This window comes from Bacillus sp. HMSC036E02 (assembly GCF_001836235.1).
In the GTDB taxonomy this organism is placed as follows: Bacteria; Bacillota; Bacilli; order Bacillales; family Bacillaceae_G; genus Bacillus_A; species Bacillus_A cereus.
Window position 1 is genome coordinate 1 of the sequence record NZ_KV827882.1, and the last position, 24,013, is coordinate 24,013.

Sequence of the window (24,013 nt, forward strand, 5' to 3'; positions counted from 1 at the left end):
CTCTGGTAGCAACGGCTCTGGTGGCAGTGGTTCTGGTGGCAATGAATCTGGTGGCAGCGATTCCGGTGGTAACGGTTCTGGTGGTAACGGCTCTGGTAGCAACGGCTCTGGTAGCAACGGCTCTGGTGGCAGTGGCTCACACGGCGGTAATGGCTCTCAAGGTGGCAATCGTGTTAAAGGTGATAGCAGTTCTCAAGGTGGTAATGGCTCTCAAGGTGGCAATCGTGTTAAAGGCGATAGCAATTCTGAGGAGGGCAACGGTTCTCAAGGGGATAATGTAAAAGATAATACAAAAAAACAAGGTGATAAATTACCTAATACTGCAACGCATTACCCTATATCTATTTTAATGGGTCTTTCAACATTCCTAATTGGTATGTTACTGTTTATTCGTCGTAAAAACGTAAAATAAGAGCAGCATCCTTCCATCAAAAGAATACATGAAATACAGTATAAAACTAAAAAGGACTTTGGATTATATTTTATTATGCAGCCCAAAGTCCTTTTTATCACCTATCAGAAAAAGTATTAATACGCTTTTCCCCAATACACCATTTGTTTAGCTTCTTTACCACAACAAATGCATTCTTCAGCTAAATGCTCTTGCTCAAAAGGCATACAACGTGAAGATACTCCAACTTCTTCTTTTAGTTTTTCTTCACAAGCTAATTCCCCGCACCACATTGCCTTAATAAAGCCTTGCTTTTCGTCAGCTATTTTTTTCATCTCTTCGAAATTTGTCGCAACATACGTATTCTCATCGCGAAATGCTTTTGCCTTATTAAATAAAGCAATATGAATTTCTTCAAGTAATGCTGGAATACGTTCTTCTAATTGATCCATTGGTACAAACTCTTTTTCCTTCGTATCTCTTCTTACAAGTACAACTTGATTCTTTTCAATATCTTTAGGGCCAACTTCTAATCGAATTGGAATCCCCTTCATTTCATACTCATTGAATTTCCAGCCTGGTGTTTTATTACTAGCATCTATTTTTACTCGTGCAACTTTTTGAATATGCGCTTGTAACTCTGTTGCTTTTGCTAAAACTCCTTCTTTATGCTGAGCAATCGGTACAATAACAACTTGCACTGGAGCGACTTTTGGTGGCATTACAAGTCCATTATTATCACTATGAACCATTATTAGCCCGCCTATCATTCTTGTTGATACACCCCAAGATGTTTGGTGCACATATTGCCACTTACCGTTACGATCTAAAAACTTAATATCAAATGCTTCTGAGAAATTCGTCCCAAAGTTATGAGAGGTCCCTGTTTGAAGTGCTTTTCCATCATGCATTAAACTTTCAATTGTATAAGTTGCCTTTGCTCCAGCAAACTTCTCTTTTTCTGTTTTTTGTCCTTTAATAACTGGTATTGCTAAATAATCCTCACAGAAAGAAGCATATAAGTTTAAAATATTTAATGTTTCAGCCTGCGATTCTTCTGCCGTTTCATGGATTGTATGACCCTCTTGCCATAAAAATTCAGTCGTACGAAGGAACGGCCTAGTTGTCTTCTCCCAACGAACTACTGAACACCACTGATTATATAACTTTGGCAAATCATTATAGGATTGCACAATTTTTGAAAAATGCTCACAGAATAAAGTTTCAGATGTAGGACGTACACAAAGTCTTTCCGCTAACTTTTCATCTCCACCATGCGTAACCCATGCTACTTCAGGAGCAAATCCTTCAACATGATCCTTCTCTTTTTGCAATAAACTCTCTGGGATAAACATTGGCATATATACATTTTCATGGCCAGTTTCTTTTAACTTCTCATCCATCACCTTCTGCATATTCTCCCATAAGGCATAACCATACGGACGTAAAATCATGCACCCTTTTACACTTGAATAATCAACAAGTTCGGCTTTTTTTACAATATCGGTATACCACTGCGCAAAGTCCTCTTCCATCTTCGTAATGGCTTGCACTTGTTCTTTTGCCATAGTCAGTCTTCCTCCTTCTAGAAAATACAAAAAAGCCCGCGTCCCTAAATAGGGACCGAGCTTTGCCGGCGTTACCACCCTGATTCATGCACAAAAATTGCGCATGCTCTCTTTTTGATAACGGGAAATTCCCGCTGCATATGCAGAACTCAAAGGCAGGTTCCATATTGCCTTTTTAAGAATCTTTCAGCCTGGCGAATTCTCTCTCTGCTAAAAAGGTTGAACATGTACTAGTCCTTTTTCATCGTTATAACGAAATAAATTTGTTGATTATCATAATACAAATTCTTTTTTAAAACAATAGCTAATTTTCTTATTATTATATATTCTTTTCGTTTTTTACAGTTTTATACGTAGCTTTTCCGCGTAATTTTCACAAGTTGATGTGCAATCATACCGATAAGTGTACCAAGTAGGACAAAGAAACCAATAAATCCATATCCCATTCCTTCCCACCCACCAATAACCATCATTGTAACGGGAAAGGACGCTAAGCAAAGAAGTATTAAACTAAGTGCAAATATAATATCGAACTGTTTGTCTGGAAACTGTTTCTTTAGTAAATATGAAATAGCAAATACAAGGATAATCGTAATTCCACCAATGATGTAAAAGATACCAAATCCATCTAACCAATCCATAGTGTTTCCTCCTTCCATAGATTCCCTTATACTTAATTATATGTTTAATTTTTCTGAAAATAAATAATAAATTTTCACCTAAAAATATATTTTTATTACTAGGTATTAATAGTAATATATAAGAATAGGTTTTATATAATCAGGAGGGAACTTTATGGATAAAGCATTAACAAACCATGTCATTATTTTATCATTCGACTGTTTATCAGCTTTAGATTTTCCTATACTACAAAAACTACCTCATTTCCAATCTCTAATAAAAAAGGGCACGGTTGTCGAAAAAGTAGAACCAATTTATCCTTCTGTAACATATCCAAGCCACTCAACAATTGTAACTGGTAATTACCCTAACAAGCACGGTGTTGTTAGCAATACGTTACTTCAACCAGGGCGTGAATCACCTGATTGGCATTGGTACCGAAAATCAATAAAAGGAACAACATTGTATGATGAAGCGCGCAAAGCAAATTTAACGACAGCCGCCCTTCTATGGCCTGTTACTGGAAGAGCGAACATCGATTACAATTTACCAGAAATTTTCCCCAATAGACCTTGGCAAAATCAAGTGTTAGTTTCCTTATTTAGCGGTAGCCCACTATACCAATTAGATTTAAATCGTCGTTTCGGCCATATAAGAAATGGTTTATCACAACCAGAGCTGGATGATTTCGTCCTCGCCTCTGCTGTGCATACAATCCAGACGAAAAAGCCTAATGTCATGTTTGTACATTTCACCGATCTAGACACCCAAAGACACTATCACGGCTTTGAATCTAACGAAACAATAGCTGCTATCCAGAGACATGACGAACGTCTAGGAAAAATTATTCAAGCACTAAAAGAAGGTGACCTATACGAAGAAAGTACAATTATTGCCCTTGGTGATCATAGCGCTTTAAGTGAAAACAAATCCATCCAATTAAATGTGCTATTCCATCAAAGAGGACTTATATCTCTTAATAAAAAAGGAAAATTAGTAGACTGGAAAGCCTATTGCCAAAGTTGCGACGGCTCTGCCTATGTATATGTAAAGGACAAAAATGATACGCATACAATTCGCGAGGTACAACTACTCCTTGAAGACCTACTTCAAAATAAACAAAACGGAATTGAATTTATACTTCATGATGAAGCTGCGAAAGACTGCGGTGCAGACGGTAATTGTTTATTCATGTTAGAAGCACGAGAAGGGTATTATTTCACTGAAAACTATACAGGAGATTTTATAAAAGAAATTACCGAAAAAGATGTTACGCCTAGTAAAAAATATACATTTGGTACGCATGGATACTCTCCAACAAAACCTAACTATGAAACAATTTTTATCGCTGCCGGAAAAGGTATAAAAAGTGGTGTGACAATCCCATATATGAGACTTATTGATGAAGGTCCAACTATCGCTAGACTACTAGGTTTACACTTAGGTGAAACAGACGGAGCAACTGTAGAGGATTTACTCCAATTGTAAAGAACTGTGTATATATGTAAAAGTTATGTAAAATTCATCACTGTTTCTCTTTTTATAATTTTTATTTTTGTACACTGTTAGTAAAACAAATTTAAGGGGGAACATTATATGAAAAAAATGTCCAGACAAGAAAAAAGCTGGATATTATACGATTGGGCGAACTCTGTATACTCGCTCGTCATTACAACTGCATTATTTCCAATTTACTTTAAAGCAGCTGCAAAAGAAGCTGGACTATCTGGGGCAACTTCAACAGCATATTGGGGATATGCAAACTCATTCGCAACACTTTTAATTTCTATACTTGCTCCTATTCTTGGCACAGTTGCTGATTATAAAGGATTTAAAAAACGTTTTTTCACATTCTTCTTTGGACTCGGTATCGTATTTACAAGTATGTTAGCAGTCGTTCCAACCTCTCAGTGGTACTTATTGCTAGGGTGCTATATGCTCGCCTTAATCGGCTTTGCTGGAGCAAACATTTTCTATGATGCATTTTTAGTAGACGTCACTTCTGAAGATAGAATGGACCGAATTTCTACAAGAGGATTTGCATTAGGTTATATCGGGAGTACAATTCCTTTTATCGGTTGTATCGCTCTTATTATTCTTTCTCAAAAAGGAACTATTCCCTTATCGGTCGGCATTGCTAGTCAAATTTCCTTTGTAATAACAGCTCTTTGGTGGGGGTTATTTACAATTCCAATGCTAAAAAACGTAGAGCAAACACACTATATTGAGCGTCATCCAAGACCTATTAAAATGAGCTTTAAACGTCTTGCTAATACTTTTAAAAATATTAAAGAATATAAAACTGTATTTATGTTTCTAATCGCTTACTTTTTCTATATTGACGGAGTCGATACAATTATTACTATGTCTACCGCTTACGGAACCGATCTCGGTATTAGTGCAACGAATCTATTAATCATATTATTTGTAACACAAATTGTCGCTTGTCCATTTGCTTTACTATACGGAAAATTATCTGAAACATTTACTGGCAAAAAAATGCTATATGTCGGTATCATTATTTATATCATTATTTGCACATATGCTTATTTCTTAAAAACGACACTTGATTTTTGGATTTTAGCAATGTTAGTTGCTACATCTCAAGGTGGTATTCAAGCACTAAGTCGTTCATACTTTGCAAAACTAGTACCAAAAGAATCTGCTAATGAATTCTTCGGATTTTATAATATATTTGGAAAGTTTGCCGCAATTATGGGTCCGGTATTAGTCGGTGTTACAACGCAATTAACAGGAAAAACAAACGCTGGTGTTCTTAGTATTATTGTTCTATTTATTATCGGAGGATTCTTACTAACTAGAGTTCCAGAAAATAATACATCCGTTACACCACCTAGTCCAAAGACTAAAACGCTATAAGAAAAGATCCTCTTCTCATAAGAAGAGGATCTTTTTTATTTTTAAAGGTGCGCCTTATAATGAACGACTCTACTGCTTGTACAAAAATAATTTATCAACAGTTGTTCCTAATACTTCAGCTAAACGGAACGCTAACGCTAAGCTTGGATCATATTTATTATTCTCAATTGCATTTATCGTTTGTCTAGAAACCTTACATTTATCAGCTAATGCGCCTTGTGAAATATTATTTTCAGTGCGTAATTCATAGATTTGATTTTTCACACCATTGCTCCTAACCTGTAAAATTATTTTTACAACATCAGTATATAATTGGCTCATATAGTTGTCAAAAGTTCCTCAAAGAAAAAAGGAGCAATATTGCTCCCTTACAATAGTTATTTTGAAGCTAATGAATTTGTTAGTGCCTCTTTGTTAGCGATATCTTCTTTCTTTATTTGCATACGTACAACTGGCCCTATCGCTAATAAAATAAGTGCCATCGCTATACAAAACACAGTAACTAGTGAAGTTAGTTCCTTTAATCCTCCAGCTAATGAAGTTCCAATTAGCATTGCCCCCATAAACAGTGGTAAAATCGTTCCATTTACTCTTCCAACCATATTTTCTGGTACAAGTTGAATCATAAGCGTACCGACAACAATATTAACACAAGCTAAACAAATACCTGTTCCAAATCTCATGAAACTAGTAATCCAAAATGATGTAGATAGCCCTTCTACTAAAAATGAAATGGCTAATATACCCATACCGAATACAAACATCTTTTTCGGATTCACTTTTGAAGCGAAAACTGCAGCAACAATACCACCGAGTAACATACCTATTCCGTCAGCTGCCGCTAAATATTGAACAGCTTCTTTTTCCATACCTAAACGTTCAATTACAAGGAATACTTCTAATGGATTCGTTAATCCAACAGCTAAACCCATAATTGTAAAAGTGATCGTAATCATACGTAAATTTTTCGTATGAAGAACATACTTCCAACCTTCTTTTATATCATTTTTTAATGAGTCTCTCGCCACCTGCTCTTTTTCAACCCATTTTGGTAAGAATGAAAGGGCGATAGCAGATAACAAAAATAAAATGATTAAGCTATATAGTGATGTAAATAAACCAAGTTGTGTATACACAAGCGATCCTACCACTGGTCCAAAAATCAGAAATAATGACTGTAATGTTTGGTTAAATGCAATCGCATTTGCTACCTCTCCTTCTTTTACATAGCGCTTAAATATACGCGAAGATGAGGGCTGAGAAAACTGACCTACAATCGCGGAAATGAGTGTTGCAAAAAATATAGCCTGCCAATAATCCAGCTTTAACAACAAGACAATTCCTATAATAGACAGTACACTTAATACATCTCCAGCGACCATTGTTCTTTTCGGATTCCAGCGATCAGCTAGCGCACCACCGATAAACGAGAAAATAAAAATAGGTGCATATTCCATAACTGATAACAACGAAACAGAAACTGGATCATTATTCGTTCGCTCCATTATAAAATACAAAAGAGCCATATTTCTGATCCAAACTGCAAATTGTTGTAAAATATCAGACGCCATAACGAGCATAAATGCTCGGTTTTTAAATAAAGCGTTCATTTTCATTCCCCTTTCACAAACCGACCGTTCGGTCTAATTTTTTTGTAAGAAAAGCAACTGACCTATTATTCAGCTGCCATTCCTTTTAACAATACATCTATTGCCTTTTTATAAATACGTTTCAGCTCTTTATAATCTAATTCGTAGTAAAGCACTCCAAGTCCTGATAATAATCCGTTTACAATATACATAAGATCACGAGTATTATCTTCACGGAACTCTCCAGACTCTATACCTACTTCAATTAATTTCTCAAACATAACATATGATTCTCTAGTTAAAGCTAACAGTTCATCCAGAATCTCTTTACTTACAACTTGGCTCATAGAGAATTCCTCTATTGCATTTGAAATTGGTTGCTGTATGTCCTCTACATGATATTCGGCGAGACCATATAGTTTTTCAGTACTAGTGCTATACAACTTCTCTTTTTCATTCCATCTTTCAATCCAATCATACGTATGCTGTTTCACTACAAATAAAAATAATTCTTCTTTACTTTTAAAGTGATAATAAATACTTCCTTTACTTCGCTCTGTAATTTCACAAATCTCTTCCATAGATGTAGCTGCGTAGCCCTTCTGTGAAAATAGACTTTCTGCTTTATATGCAATTTCTTTCTTTATCTCTTCTGCGCTTCTTCTCATATTCACACCTCTTTAAACCGACCGTTCAGTCTAATAATAACAAATCAAAAACCTCTATCGCAAGAGGCTATATTCCTTATTTAAGAAAACGTACTTTCAAACCAATTTCGAATCATATGTATGGTTCCAAATTTAAATGCTAATTTAACAAGAAATACGCCTCCCGCAGCTAATAAAAATAACACTACTTTCCCCTTATTTTTCACTTTCGGTTCCCTTTTCATTTCCATTCCCCTTAGTATGTTAAAAATATTAAACAAACGTTTGTTTAACTGTGTTTATGCATATGTAAGCCGACTAATCAAACGTTTGTTTAAAAAGAAATACACCTATATAAGGCGCATTTTTATCAATCACCACCGCCACCGCAGCTTCCTCCGCTATCTCCCCCAAAAGATCCTCCACAATCATGTGAGCCGCCATCATGCGAGCTATCATTATCAGATCCAGCAAAGAAAAATAATGGTGATGAGCTGTTAGATGAATTATGAATGTTATTTTGTTTTGTAAGATTTACCTTCTTTTTGTTCGATCGAACTGCTGTTACGATTGTTCCAACTACAACAAATAATAGTATGACAATAATAAATTCCATTTAAAAGCCTCCCTTATTCCTCGAATAATTGAATGGTTCTCTCTAGATTTTCAAGTGAAATGAAGCGTGATTCACGAAGAATTTCTTTTCCATTATGAAATAATAAAATTGTTGGCCCTGTAAATACTCCATATCGCCCCGCAATCTCCTGCATGTCTTGTAGTAATATCTCTATTTTCTCTACGTAATCATAATTCTCTAATACGCAATTTACTTTTCTTAGCATAACATCACAAACACCACAATTTTCCGTTTTAATAAACAGAAGTACCAATTGTTGTTCTTCGATATAGGTCGCTAATTCTTCTATCGTTTTAAATGTAGTCATCTTATCCCTCTTAGCGTAATTTACGAAATACTTTGTCTTGATACATACGAAAAGCTGAACTATCTTTAATCTTTCTCTTTTCCATTACCTGCTGAAAACGAAGCGTTTTTGCTGTTAACTCTTCTCCTAATCTCTTTCTCTCTTCTTCATCATAACAGCAAGCAATTAGATCCTCTATTTTTAATATATCTTTTTGTAGTTCCATTTCTGGTGGAATCATTCCCGCATTTTTTAAAATTTTATAACTCATTCTAAGTTCTGGAGGTACCATTGAAAGATCTTCTAATTGTAGTGGTTTTCCTTTTCCCGGAAGATAATCAAGATCACCATTCCTTATTGCTTGTCGAATTTTTTCTTCAGCAATGTTCAAAAACACATCCACACTATTCCCTCCTTTACATATTTTTACTATTATTTTACATGATATTTCCTTATCTTTCTATGCCTTTAATAATTGGCTCCATACAATTTTTTCTCAAATTTATTTATAATGAGCTTTTTCCTCCCATACCGATCTTTCGTTTTCATATACAGTTTGTATTCAAGCCTTTTTGTATTGAGAAAGTCTTTTTCAATTTAATAAAGCGTTTACACTAAATCTTACATTTGTTACGATTTAATCACCCTCAGCTCCCTTGTATAGACTTCGTGATGTCTGATCATTTTATCTAGACGTTTTATACGTCTAGATTCATTTTGATTTATTGGCGTATGCCTTTAAATATATCTTTTATTTTGAAAGGAGAAATGGCTATGAGGTCTCAAAAATTCACACTGTTATTACTATCTCTACTACTTTTCTTACCTCTTTTTCTCACAAATTTTATTAATCCAAATCTCGCATTAGCAGATTCACCAAAGCAAAGTCAAAAAATTGTTGGATACTTTCCTTCGTGGGGCGTTTACGGACGTAATTATCAAGTTGCTGACATTGATGCATCAAAACTTACTCACCTTAACTATGCTTTCGCGGATATTTGTTGGAACGGAAAACATGGAAACCCTTCTACTCATCCTGATAATCCAAATAAACAAACGTGGAACTGTAAAGAATCTGGTGTACCATTGCAAAATAAAGAGGTTCCTAATGGTACTCTCGTACTCGGTGAACCATGGGCTGATGTTACCAAATCGTATCCTGGCTCAGGGACAACTTGGGAAGATTGCGATAAATATGCCCGTTGCGGAAATTTCGGGGAACTAAAACGATTAAAAGCTAAATATCCTCACTTAAAAACAATTATTTCCGTTGGTGGCTGGACTTGGTCTAACCGCTTTTCTGATATGGCCGCTGATGAAAAAACAAGAAAAGTATTTGCTGAATCTACAGTAGCTTTTCTTCGCGCATATGGGTTTGATGGCGTAGATTTAGACTGGGAATATCCGGGCGTTGAAACGATTCCTGGTGGTAGTTATCGTCCTGAAGATAAACAAAATTTCACTCTCCTTCTTCAAGACGTCCGAAATGCTTTGAATAAAGCAGGTGCTGAAGATGGCAAACAATATTTACTAACAATCGCTTCAGGTGCAAGTCAACGCTACGCTGATCATACAGAACTAAAGAAAATTTCTCAAATACTCGATTGGATTAATATTATGACATATGATTTCCACGGCGGATGGGAAGCTACTTCTAATCATAATGCAGCTCTATATAAGGATCCAAATGACCCAGCAGCAAATACGAATTTTTACGTAGATGGTGCTATAAATGTTTATACAAATGAAGGTGTTCCAGTCGATAAACTAGTATTAGGCGTACCCTTTTACGGACGTGGCTGGAAAAGTTGTGGCAAAGAAAATAACGGACAATATCAACCTTGCAAACCAGGTAGTGATGGGAAACTTGCTTCTAAAGGTACTTGGGATGATTACTCTACCGGTGACACAGGTGTGTATGATTACGGTGATTTAGCAGCCAATTACGTTAATAAAAATGGTTTTGTACGCTACTGGAATGACACAGCTAAAGTACCTTACTTATATAATGCAACTACAGGCACATTTATTAGCTACGATGACAATGAATCTATGAAATACAAAACAGACTATATAAAGACGAAAGGTTTAAATGGAGCAATGTTTTGGGAACTAAGCGGAGATTGCCGTACAAGTCCAAAATATAGTTGCAGTGGTCCAAAATTACTTGATACGCTAGTAAAAGAATTACTTGGTGGACCTATTAGTCAAAAAGATACTGAGCCACCAACGAATGTTAAAAACATTGTAGTTACGAATAAAAATTCAAACTCAGTTCAATTAAACTGGACTGTATCTACTGATAACGTAGGAGTTACGGAATATGAAATTACTGCTGGAGAAGAGAAATGGAGTACAACAACAAATAGCATTACAATTAAAAACTTAAAACCTAATACGGAATACAAATTTTCGGTAATTGCCAAAGATGCTGCTGGAAATAAATCACAACCTACCGCTCTTACTGTCAAAACGGATGAAGCTAATACGACACCTCCTGATGGAAATGGTACTGCTACATTTTCAGTCACTTCGAATTGGGGCAGCGGTTATAACTTCTCGATTATAATCAAAAATAATGGAACGACTCCTATTAAAAATTGGAAATTAGAATTTGATTATAGCGGCAATTTAACACAAGTTTGGGATTCTAAAATTAGTAGTAAAACAAATAATCATTATGTAATTACGAACGCAGGATGGAATGGTGAAATTCCTCCTGGTGGATCTATTACAATTGGCGGTGCAGGAACAGGTAATCCTGCCGAACTTTTAAATGCCGTCATTAGCGAAAACTAGACGTAATATCCATTAATTACTTCAATAAAGTTTGAATTTAGGTTTGAGCAATACCTCCTAAATTCAAACTTTTAATTTTATGAAAAATCAAAAATATCACAATAACCTATTATAATTATATTTAATTTCTAATATGAAGTTTATATGAAGTTCATTTGAATTTTACATGAATTCCCTTTAATTTCTATTGTCTTCCTATAATATCCATATTATCCTTTACATAAAGGAATTATTTTTATTCCATTTTGAACTATCTATATATATAAAGAAAGATAGTCACCTGTTAGGGAAAGGCTTTCGTATTATAAATATAACAAAAGAAAAAGCACGCTTATAAGCGCACCATAAGAGTGCTTCTTCATACAATTCTCATGTAAGAGTTCTCGAAAATCATGTTAATCACAAAGAAAAGGCATTAGCTCATAAAAGCTAATGCCTTTTCTTTATTCATATTGTTGAGTATTCCATTCTTCTATATTTCATAATTTTGTTATCTACGATTCATAGAAAGAAGGTTCATGTGAGACAATTAAAACCGTTCCTTTGTATTGTTGTAACGCTTCCTGTAAAGCCATCTTAGTTTCTACATCCAAATGATTAGTCCGTTCGTCTAAAATTAAAACATCAGCTTTTTCTATTTTTTCATATAAGGAGCTAACACACTTAAAATCTCTTCTTTATCCTTTTTTAATTCGAGTGATGTTAACATATCCATCGTTCTCGGCCTAGGTAATTTCACTTGTACCTCGCCAACTATTGACGCTGGTCTTTGAGATAAAATAAATACGCGATCTGAAAGCAAGATTGCCTCATCTAAGTCATGTGTAACCATAACGATTGTTTGCTTCTCTTGATGCCAAGAGTTTAAAAGCCAGCTATGTACTTCCATTTTTGTAAATGCATCTAATTTACCAAAAGGCTCATCAAGCAGCATAATTGGCTTTTCACATAAATATGTGCGCAGAAAACTAATTCTTTGACGCATACCACCAGACAATTCATCTGGATAATGGTTTGCATATTCATCTAGTTCGAACTGCTTTAATGCTTCCATTCCTTCTGTCAGCCTTTGTTTTTTCGGCTTTCCTTCAATTTCTAACGGAAGAACGATATTTTGCAAAGCTGATCGCCACGGTAGTAATAAATCTTGTTGTGGCATATAACTAACAACATCTTGCTCTTGTACTTGCTTATCGTTATACGTTACGTTCCCGCTTGTTGGTTTTTCAACATTTGCAATCATGTTTAATAATGTGCTTTTCCCGCAACCACTCGGTCCTACAAAGGAAACAAACTCTCCCTCTTGTATAGAGGCACTAATATTCTCTAATACATTCTTTCCGTCGAAAGATTTCACTATATTTTTTATTTGTAATCCGCTCATTTTTCACTTGGAAGGAATTCATTTGTAAAAGCATCTTTTACATCGATTTTCTTTTTAATAACTTTGTTGTCATATAAGAAATTCATGTAATTCGTCCAAATTTCTTCCTTCTGTACTCCCCATGCTTTAGCATCATCTTGATACTTCGTACTTAACCATTTTTGGCTTTCTTGAACTAAATCTTTATTCACATCTGGAACAGCTTTAATTAAAATATCAGCAGCCTCTTTCGGTTCCTTAATTGCAAAATTATAACCTTCTGTCGTTGCACTCATAAACTTTTTCACAAAGTCTTTATCTTGCTTCGTATGTTTTTCACTCGTAATAATAACAGGACTATAGAAATCAAGCGCTGGATCTAAGTCCTTCACCATAATCGTATTTAACTCTTTTCCTTGACGCTTCGCTTCAATACCATCCCAACCGTAATAAATCCATTCGAAATCTGCATCACGGCCAATTGATTTAAAGAAATCTGTTTGTCCTAAGATGATTTTTTCAACTTTATTAAAATCAGCTTGATGTTTATCCATAATCGTCTTTAATGTCGCTTCTTCTGCTGGTCCTCCCCAGCCGCCGTAACGTTTACCTTCAAAATCTTTCGGTGACGTCATATTGTCTTTCTTAAGCGATGCAAACGCTGAAGTGTTATGCTGAATAATCGCTCCTACAGATACAACAGGAATTCCTTCTACACGAGCTAACGTTACATTTTCTTGTGCACTTATTGCGAAGTCTGCTTTTCCTGATGCTATCATTTGCTCTGCTGTTACATTGTCACCTGGTTGAATAATTTCTACATCTAATCCTTGCTTTTTGTAATAATCTTTCGTTTTCGCTACATACAAGCCAGTATGATTCGTATTTGGAAACCAATCTAATACTACTTTTACTTTTTGATCTTTACTTGCACTTTCTTCTTTCTTCGCCGGATTACATCCAGCCACACCTACCGCTACTAAGGCAGCTAACATAACTTTCAAACCTTTTTTCATTTTCTGCCGTCCTTTCTATATATCCATGGTGCTGTTATTCTTGCCATAAACTCTACGATAAAATACAGGCATAATGTCACCATAACGATGATTGCTGCAACACCAAATACTCGGGCAGTCAAAAAGGATTTTGTAGCCCTCGTAAGCATAACGCCTAATCCTTCACTTGCACCGAGCCATTCTCCGATAATTGCCCCCATTACGCTATATGTAACTGCAATTTTTAAACCTGAGAAAAAGTATGGGAGCACTGCTGGAAATTTTACCTTCTGGTAAACTTGCCATTTCGTCGCCTTCATTGTTTGTAACAGTTTCAGCATATTTTTATCTACTGTTTGAAAACCTTCTAAAATACTAAGCGCAATTGGGAAGAAACAAACGAGTATTACGACCATTACTTTCGGCAACATCCCATATCCAAACCAAATAATAAATAGCGGTGCAAGTACAACAATTGGAATTGTTTGCGAAATAACGAGCAATGGATTTATTAAAATACGAAATAACGGTATAACATCCATAATAATTGCGATGCTCGTCCCCAATAAAATTGCAAAGAATAGTCCAATTATAACTTCCTGCAGTGTTTGCATCGTATTTGGTAATAGTAAATCTTTCATCCCAATTAATTCTTGAACAATGGCAGAAGGCTTTGGTAAAATCCACGGTTCGATTTTAAATAATGAAACAGATCCTTCCCATATCGCAATGAGAAGGATAAGCCAAATAGTTGTAATAAGTTTAGATTGCTTCTGGTTTTGCATATTCATCACGGTACTTCCAAACCTTTTCATCTATCGTTACACCAGTGCTTGGACGATAATGGATTTTAATAGAAGTAATCACTTCTTCTGCTCCAGCATCGACGCAAGCTTGTTGCGCACGTTTAACGACATCAAGAAGTACATCTAATTCTCCTTCCAAAGTTGTTTCCATTGCCCCTACTTCATAACGAACTCCCGATTGTTGCACAACTTCAATTGCTTTATCGACAACAGAATATACATCTTTCGTTTTCGCTTGTGGTACTACTGAAAATGACATTGTAACTTGTTGTGACATAATAAAATCCCCCTTATAAAATTAAATTTCAAAAATAAGAAAAGGCTTTCCTACTGCGTAGGAAAGCCTTGTATGCAAGTTATTACAGAATAACATATGCTACATCACTTTAAGTAACTCCCTACGCTGGCATTATCCAGATCAGGTTGAGGGTCGATGTTTACTTACATCCTCTCAGCCAATTGGCTCCCCGGTCCTTAATTCGTTTTCATTGTAGCATGATTTATTTTATTGAACAAACAAAAGCATGCATAATCATTTCATTATTTTTGGAAAATAACCAACTTTTTCACCATGAGCTAATAACTGCTGAATAAATTCTTTATTAATTGCTGGTACTATCAATTCTTTTTTCTTAATCCATTCATTCGTTCTACGCGTACCCATTACAATTTCAGATTGCTGCGCTCCATCTCCTGCAACTTGAGAAGCAATCAACTCTGCTATTACTTCATTTCCCTTCGCTAATGCAAGTCCGGTATTTACATATTCTGAAAGTGGAACCATTTCAAGATTGTATCCACACTCTCCAATTAGCTGTATAAATTGTTCAAACTCAATTTGATGTGGATGACAAATATGTAACGTCTCTCCTACAATTTGCGCATCTTGTAAATACGATACAATTGATTTACTAGCAAAATCAATTGGTGTGAAATCAACTTTCCACTTCACATTTGGTGCTTTCCCAATTAATAGCATTGTTTTAATAAGACGATAAAATGCGTTTCCATCAATATTTTGTTGAAACGAACCTGTTTCTGAATGACATGCTAAATTACCTGCACGATAAATATTTCCGCGCAAACCATTTTTCATTGCTTCACGAACAATGTTTTCCGCTTGTAGTTTACTATTTGAATATACATTCTCTAAGTCTACACTGTAATTAAAATCACCAGTTTTCATGTATGTATCCCATTGATCTACCGCTAATTCTAACGGGATACCAATTGTAGAAATAAAATGGAATGTAGCACCTTTCTCAGCTAATGCTAGCATACGGCTAGTTCCTTGGACATTTATATTTTCAAATTGTTTTACATCTCCAAAATGTCTTACATCTGCACCGCAATGAATTATCGTATCCATCTTAGAACTGATGAACATAAATTCTTCTTCGCTCATCCCAAGATACTGTTCTCCCAGATCACCAGCTACGGCCTGTATACGCTGTAACCATTCTTCACATATATCATTAAAGTAGCCTGTTAATGTATCTATAATTCTTTGCTGCACATCTTTCGTTGGTCTTACTAAACAATAAATAGTAGCAGATGTATCTCTCAACAATTCATATAATATGTGTGATCCTAAATAACCAGTAGCTCCTGTTAAAAAGACATTTGAAATCTGGGTTTCTTCCAAAACGTTTGCATACGTGATAGTATCTGGTTCGTGAATCACTTTATATTCACGAAATACTTCTTCTTTCTCTACTTTTACTTCTCGCTCAATTCGAGCTAATCCATATATCGTTCTTTCTTTAAAGAAATCTTGAATTGTTAAATGTGAGAAATCTTCTTTTAACAATGTTAAGACTCGTAATACTTTTAATGAATGTCCACCAATTGTAAAGAAATCATCATGTACTCCAACTTTTGAAATTCCTAATATTTCTGCCCAAGCGTTCGCTATTTGTTTTTCTGCTTTATTAGAAGGTGCAACATATTCTTGTAGACGAACCGGTTCATACTTTTCTTCTAACTGAGCTAACTTCTTAACATCAATCTTTTTATTAGGTGTAAGTGGTAATTCATTAATATAAATTAGTTTAGATGGCACCATATAATCTGGTAATTGCTCTTGTAACTGATAAACTAATTCTGGTATTTCTTTTTTATTTAAAGTTGTATAGAACGCGATTAAATATTGGCTACCTTCCTTACTCTTCTTAGCAAAAACAGCATTTTCTTTTATATTATGATTATGAGAAATTTTACTTTGGATTTCTCCTAGTTCAATACGATGTCCTCTAATTTTTACTTGATCATCTTTCCGATGTAAAAACTCTATATTTCCATCCTCTAGCAACTTAACGATATCACCTGTTTTGTATATATTAACTATAGGATTAAAAGGGTTCGGAATAAAAGCTTCAATTGTTTTATTAGGCTTATTAAAATACCCTTTTGCTAATCCCACTGAATCTATATATAATTCACCAGGTACACCAATTGGACAAAGATTCATATTCTCATCCAAAATCATAACTTGATAATTAGCACATGGTTTACCAATGGGAATACTCGCAACATCCTCATTTAACTGACTAGGTATTTTATAGGTTGTCGTCACTACAGTACATTCTGTCGGTCCGTATACATTATAAATTTCAACATTTGTACCTATTCTTTCTCTCCACAATTTAATAACCTCTACAGGCAACATTTCACCGCCAATCGCAATTCTTTTTAGGGAAGCTAGCTTATATATATCTTCTTCTGCTAAATAAGTTGCTACTTGTCGAACAAAAATTGTTGCTAATGCCAAGATTGAAGTTGCTTTCACTTTATAGATTGCATTTGCAAATGCTTCTACAGACAATCGCTCTTCCTCTAGTAATACATACAAGTTTCCTCCGCAGAATAAAGAAGCAAATGACTCCCATACAGAGGCATCGAAACTAAAGGAAGGAAATTGGGCAAATACATCCTCTTCTGTCAATTCATATTGCTTTTTCATCCAAGTATACAGATTAACAACGCCTCTATGTGCTAACATCGTTCCCTTTGGATTCCCTGTTGAACCAGATGTATAAATCATATAAGCTACATCGTCACAATGAATAGACAACTTTACATCTATATCTTCATAAGTTTCACTATCATACATTGAAACTGTTTGAACCCCATCACATGTTATAGGCGTCTCTTTCATCAATATAACTTTCGCTTGGCTATCTTGAATAATGTACTGTATTCTACTTTCGGGATAATCTGGATCAATTGGAACATACGCTGCACCAGCTTTTAATATAGCTACCATACTTACTACTGTGTCTATGCTACGTTTCATAAATATTCCAACATAGTCTCCTAATTGGACGCCGTTTTTAATTAACATATGAGCTATTTGATTACTTTTTTTATTTAGCTCCTCATAAGTTAAAGTACCTTCCCTTGAAGATAAAGCTATACGATTTGGAAATTGAGTAACAGTATTATAGAACATATCGACGATACTTTTCTCAGGATATACTGCTGTCGTATCATTCACTTGACTATAAAGTGCCATCTCGGCCTCTGTAATAATATTAAAACGTTTTATATACTTATTAGTATTTCGTAATATATCAATTAAAACACCTTGTATTTGTTGTGCATAACGAGTAATCGTTGTCTCTTTCCAATTAACACTATTAAATATTATTTCTACACTTTTCATATTTTTACTAAATACAAATTGTAATGTATTCATGTCTTGTAGCTCATAATATGTTTCACCAATAATAATAGGTGACATTTCATATAATGTATTACCGTTTTGAAACTCTTCTATTTCTTCCTCATTCATTTCTTTAATTTGCTCCAGCTGCTCTTCAATTTGTAAATTTAAACTTTCATAGGAGAGAAAATTAGAAACTTCAATAGTAATCGGAAATAAACTTCCTCTTACATGATAAAGCACGACAATATGTTTTTCTTTAGAAATATGATATAACCACGTTGTAGTCGCTCCTATTAAATCCACAATGTGAGTCAAATTTGAAAACAGTTCCGTTTTCCTTTTTATCCTAAGTTCCGTTCCTTGCACATCTTTAGGTATTTTAATACTTCCTTCTACTTTTCCTAAAAATTCTTTTACCATCTCACTATAAGAAATTGCTAATTTCATATTTATGTAAATTCCTCTCTTAAATATAATAAAGGTGTGAAAATTCACACCTTTTTCATCCCTTATTAAAGGGCAGATTAGTTCAATTCATAATCAAGGGAGGATTCCCTTGATTAGAATTGAACTTTCTCCTTATTCGCTTTTAAACTCACCAATAAGCTCTTGTAATTCCTGAGAAAGCCAACTTAAAGAAGTCGCTAATTCTGCAATATCTTGTACTGATATTTCTTGCTCTTTCATGCTTTCTTCAACATTACTACTGCTGTTGGCATAAGTATTTGCAATATGTGATAATTCATTTACGACTTGAACAATATTCTGGCTATTTTGTAAAATGTCACTCGAATTACCAGAAACAGCTTTTACTTGATCTGTAACAGATTGCGCTGATTTTGAGATTTTTTCAAAGAAATCTCCACTACTTTGAACAAGCGAAATTCCAGTTTCTACTTCTCTTGAACCTTTTTGCATGGAAACTACAGCATCTTCTGTCTCAGCTTGTGTTTCACCAATTAATTTCGCTATATCTTTAGCAGACGCTTCCGTTTGTTCTGCTAATTTTCGTACTTCATCAGCAACAACTGCAAACCCTCTTCCAGCTGCTCCAGCACGTGAAGCCTCAATAGAAGCATTTAAAGCTAATAAATTTGTTTGATTTGAAATACCTGTAATTACAGTTACGATATCACTAATTTCTTTTGACCTTGTTTCTAACGAATAAATGATGGAAGATAAATCTTGTACTGCATTTTGGATTAAACTCATTTGATTAATAATTTGTCCAATCACTTCATTACCTTCAATTGAATGTTGTTCCATACCTTCAGAAGCAACCGCAACTTGTTTTGCAGCCCCAGTTATTTCTTCTACCTTATCTTCCATTCCATGTACAATTCCTAAACATTGTTGTACTGAAGTTTTTTGAGACTGTGCCCCTACTCTTAAACCTTCAATAGAACTTGCAATCTCTTGAACTGCCATGCTGTTTTCCTCTGTACTCGCCGACAATTCTTGTGAAGAAGAAGAAACTTGCTCAGCAGTTTGCCTTACTTTATCTATAATCCCTTTAAATTTTTCAATCGTGTTATTGAAATAAACATTAATAATTCCAATATCATCTGGTCTTTCTTTTAATTTAACACTTAAGTCACCTTCACCAATTTTACGTAACCCTTCTCGTAAATCTTTTAATGGAGCTAACGAGTGACGCACGATAAAGAATTGAGTAATAGTCGCAATTGCTAATGAAATAATGATAAAGAGTAAGCCCTGTATCATAAACTTCTCTTTTGTAATAGGAACAATGGAAGCATCTAAGTCAGCCGCAATAATTGCAACAATATTGTTTTCTCCATCTGTAATTGGTTCTAATATTGTCACCCACGAACCTATTTCATCTTCATATACTTCTGTCATTTGTGCCTTTTTCGTATCAATCACTTTATCGTATGCCTTCATCCAATGAGCGGGTTGTTCATAATAATCTCCCGTCTTTATAGGGAATGCATTTGTTAACTCTGTAGTCAAACCAACGAGTTGTAATTCTCGCTTTTCATTCGGCTTTGCTCCTGTAACATACGTTTGTCCAACACTTTTCAATTCTTTTGAAACTTCATCTAATTTTTCTGTTAACTTTTCTTTTTTCACTTTTTCGGCTGTAGGATCTTTCGCCATGTCTCTAACTAACTCTAAATCCAATTTTTTTAATACTATTTCTCCTGTTTCAATAGACTGCCTTTCAAATAAAGACATCATACTATTTTGAAACATGTTGAAACTTAACGCACCCATACTTCCAACAAGCGTCAAAATAACTAGTACGGTTAATAAGACGTTCTTTTGAAGGAACGATAACTTATGCCAATATTTTTTCATTAATATCCACCTTCCTTAACTAACATAAACAAAAAAACAAAATATATGAATATTTTGTTTAAAAATGTTTCTCAATATGTTCGAGAATAAAAAAAAGCCAATGTAAAAGCATTGGCAAAGACCAACCCTATCCGTCCGGTAACTGGCTAGCATAGCCTTTCGACCTTAGCTCCTGTAGTTTTGCGTCCTCATGTTTCCATCAGTTTGCCTTTCTCGCTGAACGAGTTGAACGATATGGGAGTTCTATGAGAATTAATTTATTCTCTTTCAAAGATTACAACATATAAATCAAAATGTCTACTTATTTAGAGATATAAATACAAATTTTTAACGCATTGTTTTTTCAAAATAATTTCAAAAAGTACGTGAATGTTACTTTTTTTGTGTTATATAATAAAAAATGTATTAATAACAAGGATTTTTTCGGGTATTTATTTAATTTTCAATCAAATTAAACTATTCGAATATATCTTAACTAATGAATTTCGGAGGTAGTTTATCATGTTTTGGCTACAATTTCTTACCTTGTTACTCTGTATTTTTATTGGTGCACGCCTAGGCGGAGTTGGTTTAGGAGTAATGGGTGGAGTTGGTATGGCAATACTCGTTTTTGTCTTCCACTTACAACCAACGGCGCCTCCTATCGATGTAATGCTTATGATTTTGGCAGTAATTACAGCTGCTGGTGCTTTGCAAGCCGCTGGAGGAATGGACTACCTTGTTCATCTAGCTGAAAAGGCATTACGAAAAAATCCAAAACGCATTACATTCTTTGCTCCAATTGTTACTTATTTATTTACACTTTGTGCAGGAACTGGTCACGTTGCTTATTCTGTACTTCCTGTTATCGCTGAAGTCTCTCGCGAATCCGGAATTAGACCAGAACGACCAATGTCCATTGCCGTAATTGCTTCCCAACAAGCAATTACGGCTAGTCCTATATCAGCTGCAACAGTTGCACTTTTAGCAATGTTAGCTGACTATAAAATCACCTTATTAGATATTTTAAAAGTAAGTATCCCTTCTACTTTCATCGCTTGTATGATAGCTGCATTTGTTGCTAGTAAGATGGGAAAAGAATTAAATGAAGACCCTGAATACTTAAAACGATTAAAAGAAGGATTAATTCCTAAGCTTGAAGAGAAAAAAGAATTTGTAGGTGTAAAGGGCGCAAAATTATCAGTTATCCTTTTCCTTGTAGGAACCTTCCTTGTTGTACTTCTTGGTTCATTTGAAGCACTTCGTCCAGGATGGATAGTTGATGGGAAGTTAGCCCGTCTTTCCATGCCGAACACAATTGAGATGGTTATGTTAACTATCGCGGCTCTTATTATTATTTTCTGTAAGCCAAATGTAGAAAGCATTGTATCTGGTAACGTCTTTAAAGCAGGAGCAACAGCAGTTGTTGCTATTTTCGGTATCGCTTGGATGGGAGATACTTTCTTTAACGGAAACTTAAATATGATTCAAGGATCCATTCAGCATTTAGTAACAAGTGCACCATGGCTATTTGCTATCGCATTATTCATTCTATCTATTTTACTGTACAGCCAAGCAGCAACAGTTCGTGCCTTAATGCCACTTGGACTATCTCTTGGTATTCCACCAGCGCTACTGATTGCGATGTTCCCTGCAGTAAATGGATACTTCTTCATTCCAAACTATGGGACAATCGTTGCTGCCATTAACTTTGACCGCACTGGTACAACAGGTATTGGTAAATACGTATTAAATCATAGTTTTATGATTCCGGGCCTAATTGCAACATTTACTTCTATCGGAATTGGAATGCTCTTAATTTCAATTATGTTTTAAAGAAAAAGCACAAACCTTTATTTAAAAAGGTTTGTGCTTTTTTAATCAAATATTTGTTTAAATTTTGGGCAGTCTATTTCTTCATGTAGCACTTAAAATACTACACTTCCTTCCCTACAAACTTCTCTTTACTTCTTCAACTAATTTTCTCGTACTTTCATACGCAGATTCCGCTAAACTAATTGCTGAAATAACTGAAACACCGTCCGCACCCGCCTCTATAACTGCCGCTGTATTTTCAATTGTAATCCCACCAATACCAACGATTGGCACTGTAATTCCTTGTTCTCTAAAATAAGCTAATCCTTTCGTTCCTTGAACCGCTTTCGTATCTTTTTTCGTACTCGTTGGGAAAATAGGACCAACACCTAAATAATCCGCTCCATTTTCGATTGCAAAACGTGCTTCTTCAATTGTATGAGCAGATACGCCGATAATTTTATCTCCCATTTTTTCACGAACAGATGTAATTCCTTCATCATCTTGTCCAACATGAACACCATCTGCATCTAATTCAATGGCTAATTCTACATCATCATTTACAATGAAAGGAACACTATATTCCTTACAAAGCGTCTGCAATTCTTTTGCAAAGCGCACTCTATCTTCTCCGATTAAAGAACCTTCCCCCTTCTCGCGAAACTGAAAAAGTGTCACTCCACCATCTAACGCTTCTTTCAATACAGCTAAAGGATCCCTCGTGCAGTTATTACTTCCCATAATAAAATACACTTGCAATAGCTTAGACATTTTATCTATTTCAATGCGTGCCATTTCTTTCACTCCCTCTTACTCTAACTCCACAATCTTCCCATACTTCTCAATATCACCTGAAGTTGTATTCGCTAATTGATTTAAAAATTCAATTTGGAAACTACCAGGCCCTTTTTCTACCGCCTTAGCAGCTGCCAGTTCCGAAGCTACACCATAAAACGTTAATGCGGCTACTGCTGCTTTTACATAATCTTTTTCCACTGCTACAAATGCTCCTATTACAGAAGTTAGTAAACAACCTGTTCCCGTAACTTTCGTTAAAATAGGGTGACCATTTCGAATAACAATAGTTCTCTCTCCATCTGTAACAACATCTTCTTTTCCAGTAATGACCGCAACTGTATTTAGTTCATCTGCTGCCTGCCTTGCAATACTTACAACATTGCCATTTCCAGTACCAGCGTCTACCCCTTTAATTTCCCATTTCTCATTAATAACATTTGCTATTTCAGCCGCATTTCCGCGGATAATTGCTAAATCTATTTCGGCTGGAATATGTCTCGCAACTTCTGTTCGATACGAAGTTGCTCCTGCACCAACTGGGTCAAATAGTACTGGCACATTGTTCGCATTTGCTGATTTACCCGCGAGTAACATCGCTTCTACTTCTTCAGGACGAAGTGTCCCCATATTTAATACTAACGCTCCAGCAATGCTAGCCATTTCTGCTACTTCTTCTTTTGCATACGCCATTACAGGCGATGCTCCAAGTGCCAACAAACCGTTAGCACTAAAATTTGTTACAACAACATTTGTAATATTATGAACGAGCGGATTAGATTCTCTCACCAAATCCACTACTTTACTAATTTCTTTCATATTCATCCTTTTCATCTCCTAACTATAATGATGG

At 35.1% G+C, this 24,013-nt stretch carries 22 protein-coding genes, 2 riboswitches and 1 other annotated feature; of the genes, 5 read left to right on the forward strand and 17 right to left on the reverse strand.

Annotated features, from left to right (window positions below):
• Positions 1-412, forward strand: a 412-nt coding sequence (locus HMPREF2590_RS27715) for an LPXTG cell wall anchor domain-containing protein (RefSeq protein WP_141763561.1), incomplete at its 5' end; no start/stop codon positions are given.
• A 116-nt stretch (positions 413-528) separates the two neighbouring features.
• Here HMPREF2590_RS27715 and proS read toward each other — a convergent pair.
• Positions 529-1,959 (reverse strand): proline--tRNA ligase, encoded by a 1,431-nt coding sequence (gene proS, locus HMPREF2590_RS27720; protein WP_001040977.1) that lies wholly within the window; start codon positions 1,957-1,959, stop codon positions 529-531.
• Positions 1,960-2,006: 47 nt separating this feature from the next.
• Positions 2,007-2,213, reverse strand: a binding site (T-box leader).
• 93 nt (positions 2,214-2,306) lie between these two features.
• On the reverse strand, positions 2,307-2,600 hold the full coding sequence (locus tag HMPREF2590_RS27725) for a YesK-like family protein (RefSeq protein ID WP_000383847.1): 294 nt from the start codon (positions 2,598-2,600) through the stop codon (positions 2,307-2,309).
• Between the two features lie 154 nt (positions 2,601-2,754).
• Between HMPREF2590_RS27725 and HMPREF2590_RS27730 the strand changes: the two genes are divergently transcribed.
• Together HMPREF2590_RS27730 and HMPREF2590_RS27735 are read left to right on the forward strand one after the other, a co-directional pair.
• A complete protein-coding gene (locus HMPREF2590_RS27730) occupies positions 2,755-4,068 on the forward strand; it encodes an alkaline phosphatase family protein (protein WP_050821549.1) in 1,314 nt (437 codons plus the stop codon).
• 108 nt (positions 4,069-4,176) lie between these two features.
• Positions 4,177-5,460 carry an MFS transporter gene (locus HMPREF2590_RS27735; protein ID WP_050821546.1) on the forward strand — a complete coding sequence of 428 codons (1,284 nt, stop codon included), beginning with the start codon at positions 4,177-4,179 and terminating at the stop codon, positions 5,458-5,460.
• Between the two features lie 69 nt (positions 5,461-5,529).
• Here HMPREF2590_RS27735 and HMPREF2590_RS27740 read toward each other — a convergent pair whose 3' ends face one another.
• The 7 genes from HMPREF2590_RS27740 to HMPREF2590_RS27770 all read right to left on the reverse strand — a co-directional run bounded on the left by HMPREF2590_RS27740 (position 5,530) and on the right by HMPREF2590_RS27770 (position 9,022).
• On the reverse strand, positions 5,530-5,781 hold the full coding sequence (locus HMPREF2590_RS27740) for a helix-turn-helix transcriptional regulator (protein ID WP_065845593.1): 252 nt from the start codon (positions 5,779-5,781) through the stop codon (positions 5,530-5,532).
• Between the two features lie 56 nt (positions 5,782-5,837).
• Positions 5,838-7,070: an MFS transporter gene (locus tag HMPREF2590_RS27745; protein ID WP_050821544.1), complete on the reverse strand. Its 1,233-nt coding sequence runs from the start codon at positions 7,068-7,070 to the stop codon at positions 5,838-5,840.
• A gap of 65 nt (positions 7,071-7,135) precedes the next feature.
• Complete coding sequence (locus tag HMPREF2590_RS27750) at positions 7,136-7,717, reverse strand: TetR/AcrR family transcriptional regulator (RefSeq protein WP_050821542.1); 582 nt, start codon at positions 7,715-7,717, stop codon at positions 7,136-7,138.
• Positions 7,718-7,797: 80 nt separating this feature from the next.
• Positions 7,798-7,941, reverse strand: a complete 144-nt coding sequence (locus HMPREF2590_RS27755; protein ID WP_016111322.1) for a hypothetical protein — start codon at positions 7,939-7,941, stop codon at positions 7,798-7,800.
• A gap of 125 nt (positions 7,942-8,066) precedes the next feature.
• Positions 8,067-8,312, reverse strand: coding sequence for a hypothetical protein (locus HMPREF2590_RS27760; RefSeq protein ID WP_000394369.1), 246 nt, complete (start codon positions 8,310-8,312; stop codon positions 8,067-8,069).
• A 13-nt stretch (positions 8,313-8,325) separates the two neighbouring features.
• A complete protein-coding gene (locus HMPREF2590_RS27765; protein ID WP_000206517.1) occupies positions 8,326-8,640 on the reverse strand; it encodes a thioredoxin family protein in 315 nt (104 codons plus the stop codon).
• Between the two features lie 10 nt (positions 8,641-8,650).
• Positions 8,651-9,022 (reverse strand): DnaJ family domain-containing protein, encoded by a 372-nt coding sequence (locus HMPREF2590_RS27770; RefSeq protein WP_050821541.1) that lies wholly within the window; start codon positions 9,020-9,022, stop codon positions 8,651-8,653.
• Between the two features lie 371 nt (positions 9,023-9,393).
• Here HMPREF2590_RS27770 and HMPREF2590_RS27775 point away from each other — a divergent pair, with 371 nt between their 5' ends.
• Positions 9,394-11,418, forward strand: a complete 2,025-nt coding sequence (locus HMPREF2590_RS27775; protein ID WP_050821538.1) for a glycosyl hydrolase family 18 protein — start codon at positions 9,394-9,396, stop codon at positions 11,416-11,418.
• Positions 11,419-12,052: 634 nt separating this feature from the next.
• Here the strand turns inward: HMPREF2590_RS27775 and HMPREF2590_RS27780 are convergent.
• The 6 genes from HMPREF2590_RS27780 to HMPREF2590_RS27805 all read right to left on the reverse strand — a co-directional run bounded on the left by HMPREF2590_RS27780 (position 12,053) and on the right by HMPREF2590_RS27805 (position 20,571).
• Complete coding sequence (locus HMPREF2590_RS27780) at positions 12,053-12,802, reverse strand: ABC transporter ATP-binding protein (RefSeq protein ID WP_000016085.1); 750 nt, start codon at positions 12,800-12,802, stop codon at positions 12,053-12,055.
• Positions 12,799-13,797, reverse strand: a complete 999-nt coding sequence (locus tag HMPREF2590_RS27785) for an ABC transporter substrate-binding protein (protein WP_000715568.1) — start codon at positions 13,795-13,797, stop codon at positions 12,799-12,801. Before HMPREF2590_RS27785 ends, HMPREF2590_RS27780 begins: the two co-directional genes overlap by 4 nt.
• Entirely contained in the window at positions 13,794-14,567 is a 774-nt protein-coding gene (locus HMPREF2590_RS27790) for an ABC transporter permease (protein WP_001057166.1), read from the reverse strand. The genes HMPREF2590_RS27785 and HMPREF2590_RS27790 overlap by 4 nt, the downstream gene beginning before the upstream one ends.
• Positions 14,539-14,859 (reverse strand): MTH1187 family thiamine-binding protein, encoded by a 321-nt coding sequence (locus HMPREF2590_RS27795; protein WP_000082906.1) that lies wholly within the window; start codon positions 14,857-14,859, stop codon positions 14,539-14,541. The genes HMPREF2590_RS27790 and HMPREF2590_RS27795 overlap by 29 nt, the downstream gene beginning before the upstream one ends.
• A gap of 101 nt (positions 14,860-14,960) precedes the next feature.
• Positions 14,961-15,062: riboswitch (TPP riboswitch) on the reverse strand.
• A gap of 52 nt (positions 15,063-15,114) precedes the next feature.
• Positions 15,115-18,696: a non-ribosomal peptide synthetase family protein gene (locus tag HMPREF2590_RS27800; protein ID WP_050821529.1), complete on the reverse strand. Its 3,582-nt coding sequence runs from the start codon at positions 18,694-18,696 to the stop codon at positions 15,115-15,117.
• A gap of 132 nt (positions 18,697-18,828) precedes the next feature.
• Positions 18,829-20,571, reverse strand: coding sequence for a methyl-accepting chemotaxis protein (locus HMPREF2590_RS27805; protein ID WP_000761076.1), 1,743 nt, complete (start codon positions 20,569-20,571; stop codon positions 18,829-18,831).
• A gap of 134 nt (positions 20,572-20,705) precedes the next feature.
• A riboswitch (cyclic di-GMP riboswitch) is annotated at positions 20,706-20,790 on the reverse strand.
• Between the two features lie 282 nt (positions 20,791-21,072).
• Between HMPREF2590_RS27805 and HMPREF2590_RS27810 the strand changes: the two genes are divergently transcribed.
• Positions 21,073-22,386, forward strand: coding sequence for an anaerobic C4-dicarboxylate transporter family protein (locus HMPREF2590_RS27810; protein ID WP_000498691.1), 1,314 nt, complete (start codon positions 21,073-21,075; stop codon positions 22,384-22,386).
• Positions 22,387-22,500: 114 nt separating this feature from the next.
• Here the strand turns inward: HMPREF2590_RS27810 and thiE are convergent, their stop codons facing one another.
• Together thiE and thiM are read right to left on the reverse strand one after the other, a co-directional pair.
• Complete coding sequence (gene thiE, locus HMPREF2590_RS27815; RefSeq protein ID WP_000090967.1) at positions 22,501-23,160, reverse strand: thiamine phosphate synthase; 660 nt, start codon at positions 23,158-23,160, stop codon at positions 22,501-22,503.
• 15 nt (positions 23,161-23,175) lie between these two features.
• On the reverse strand, positions 23,176-23,985 hold the full coding sequence (gene thiM, locus HMPREF2590_RS27820; RefSeq protein ID WP_050821527.1) for a hydroxyethylthiazole kinase: 810 nt from the start codon (positions 23,983-23,985) through the stop codon (positions 23,176-23,178).
• Positions 23,986-24,013 lie beyond the last annotated feature (28 nt).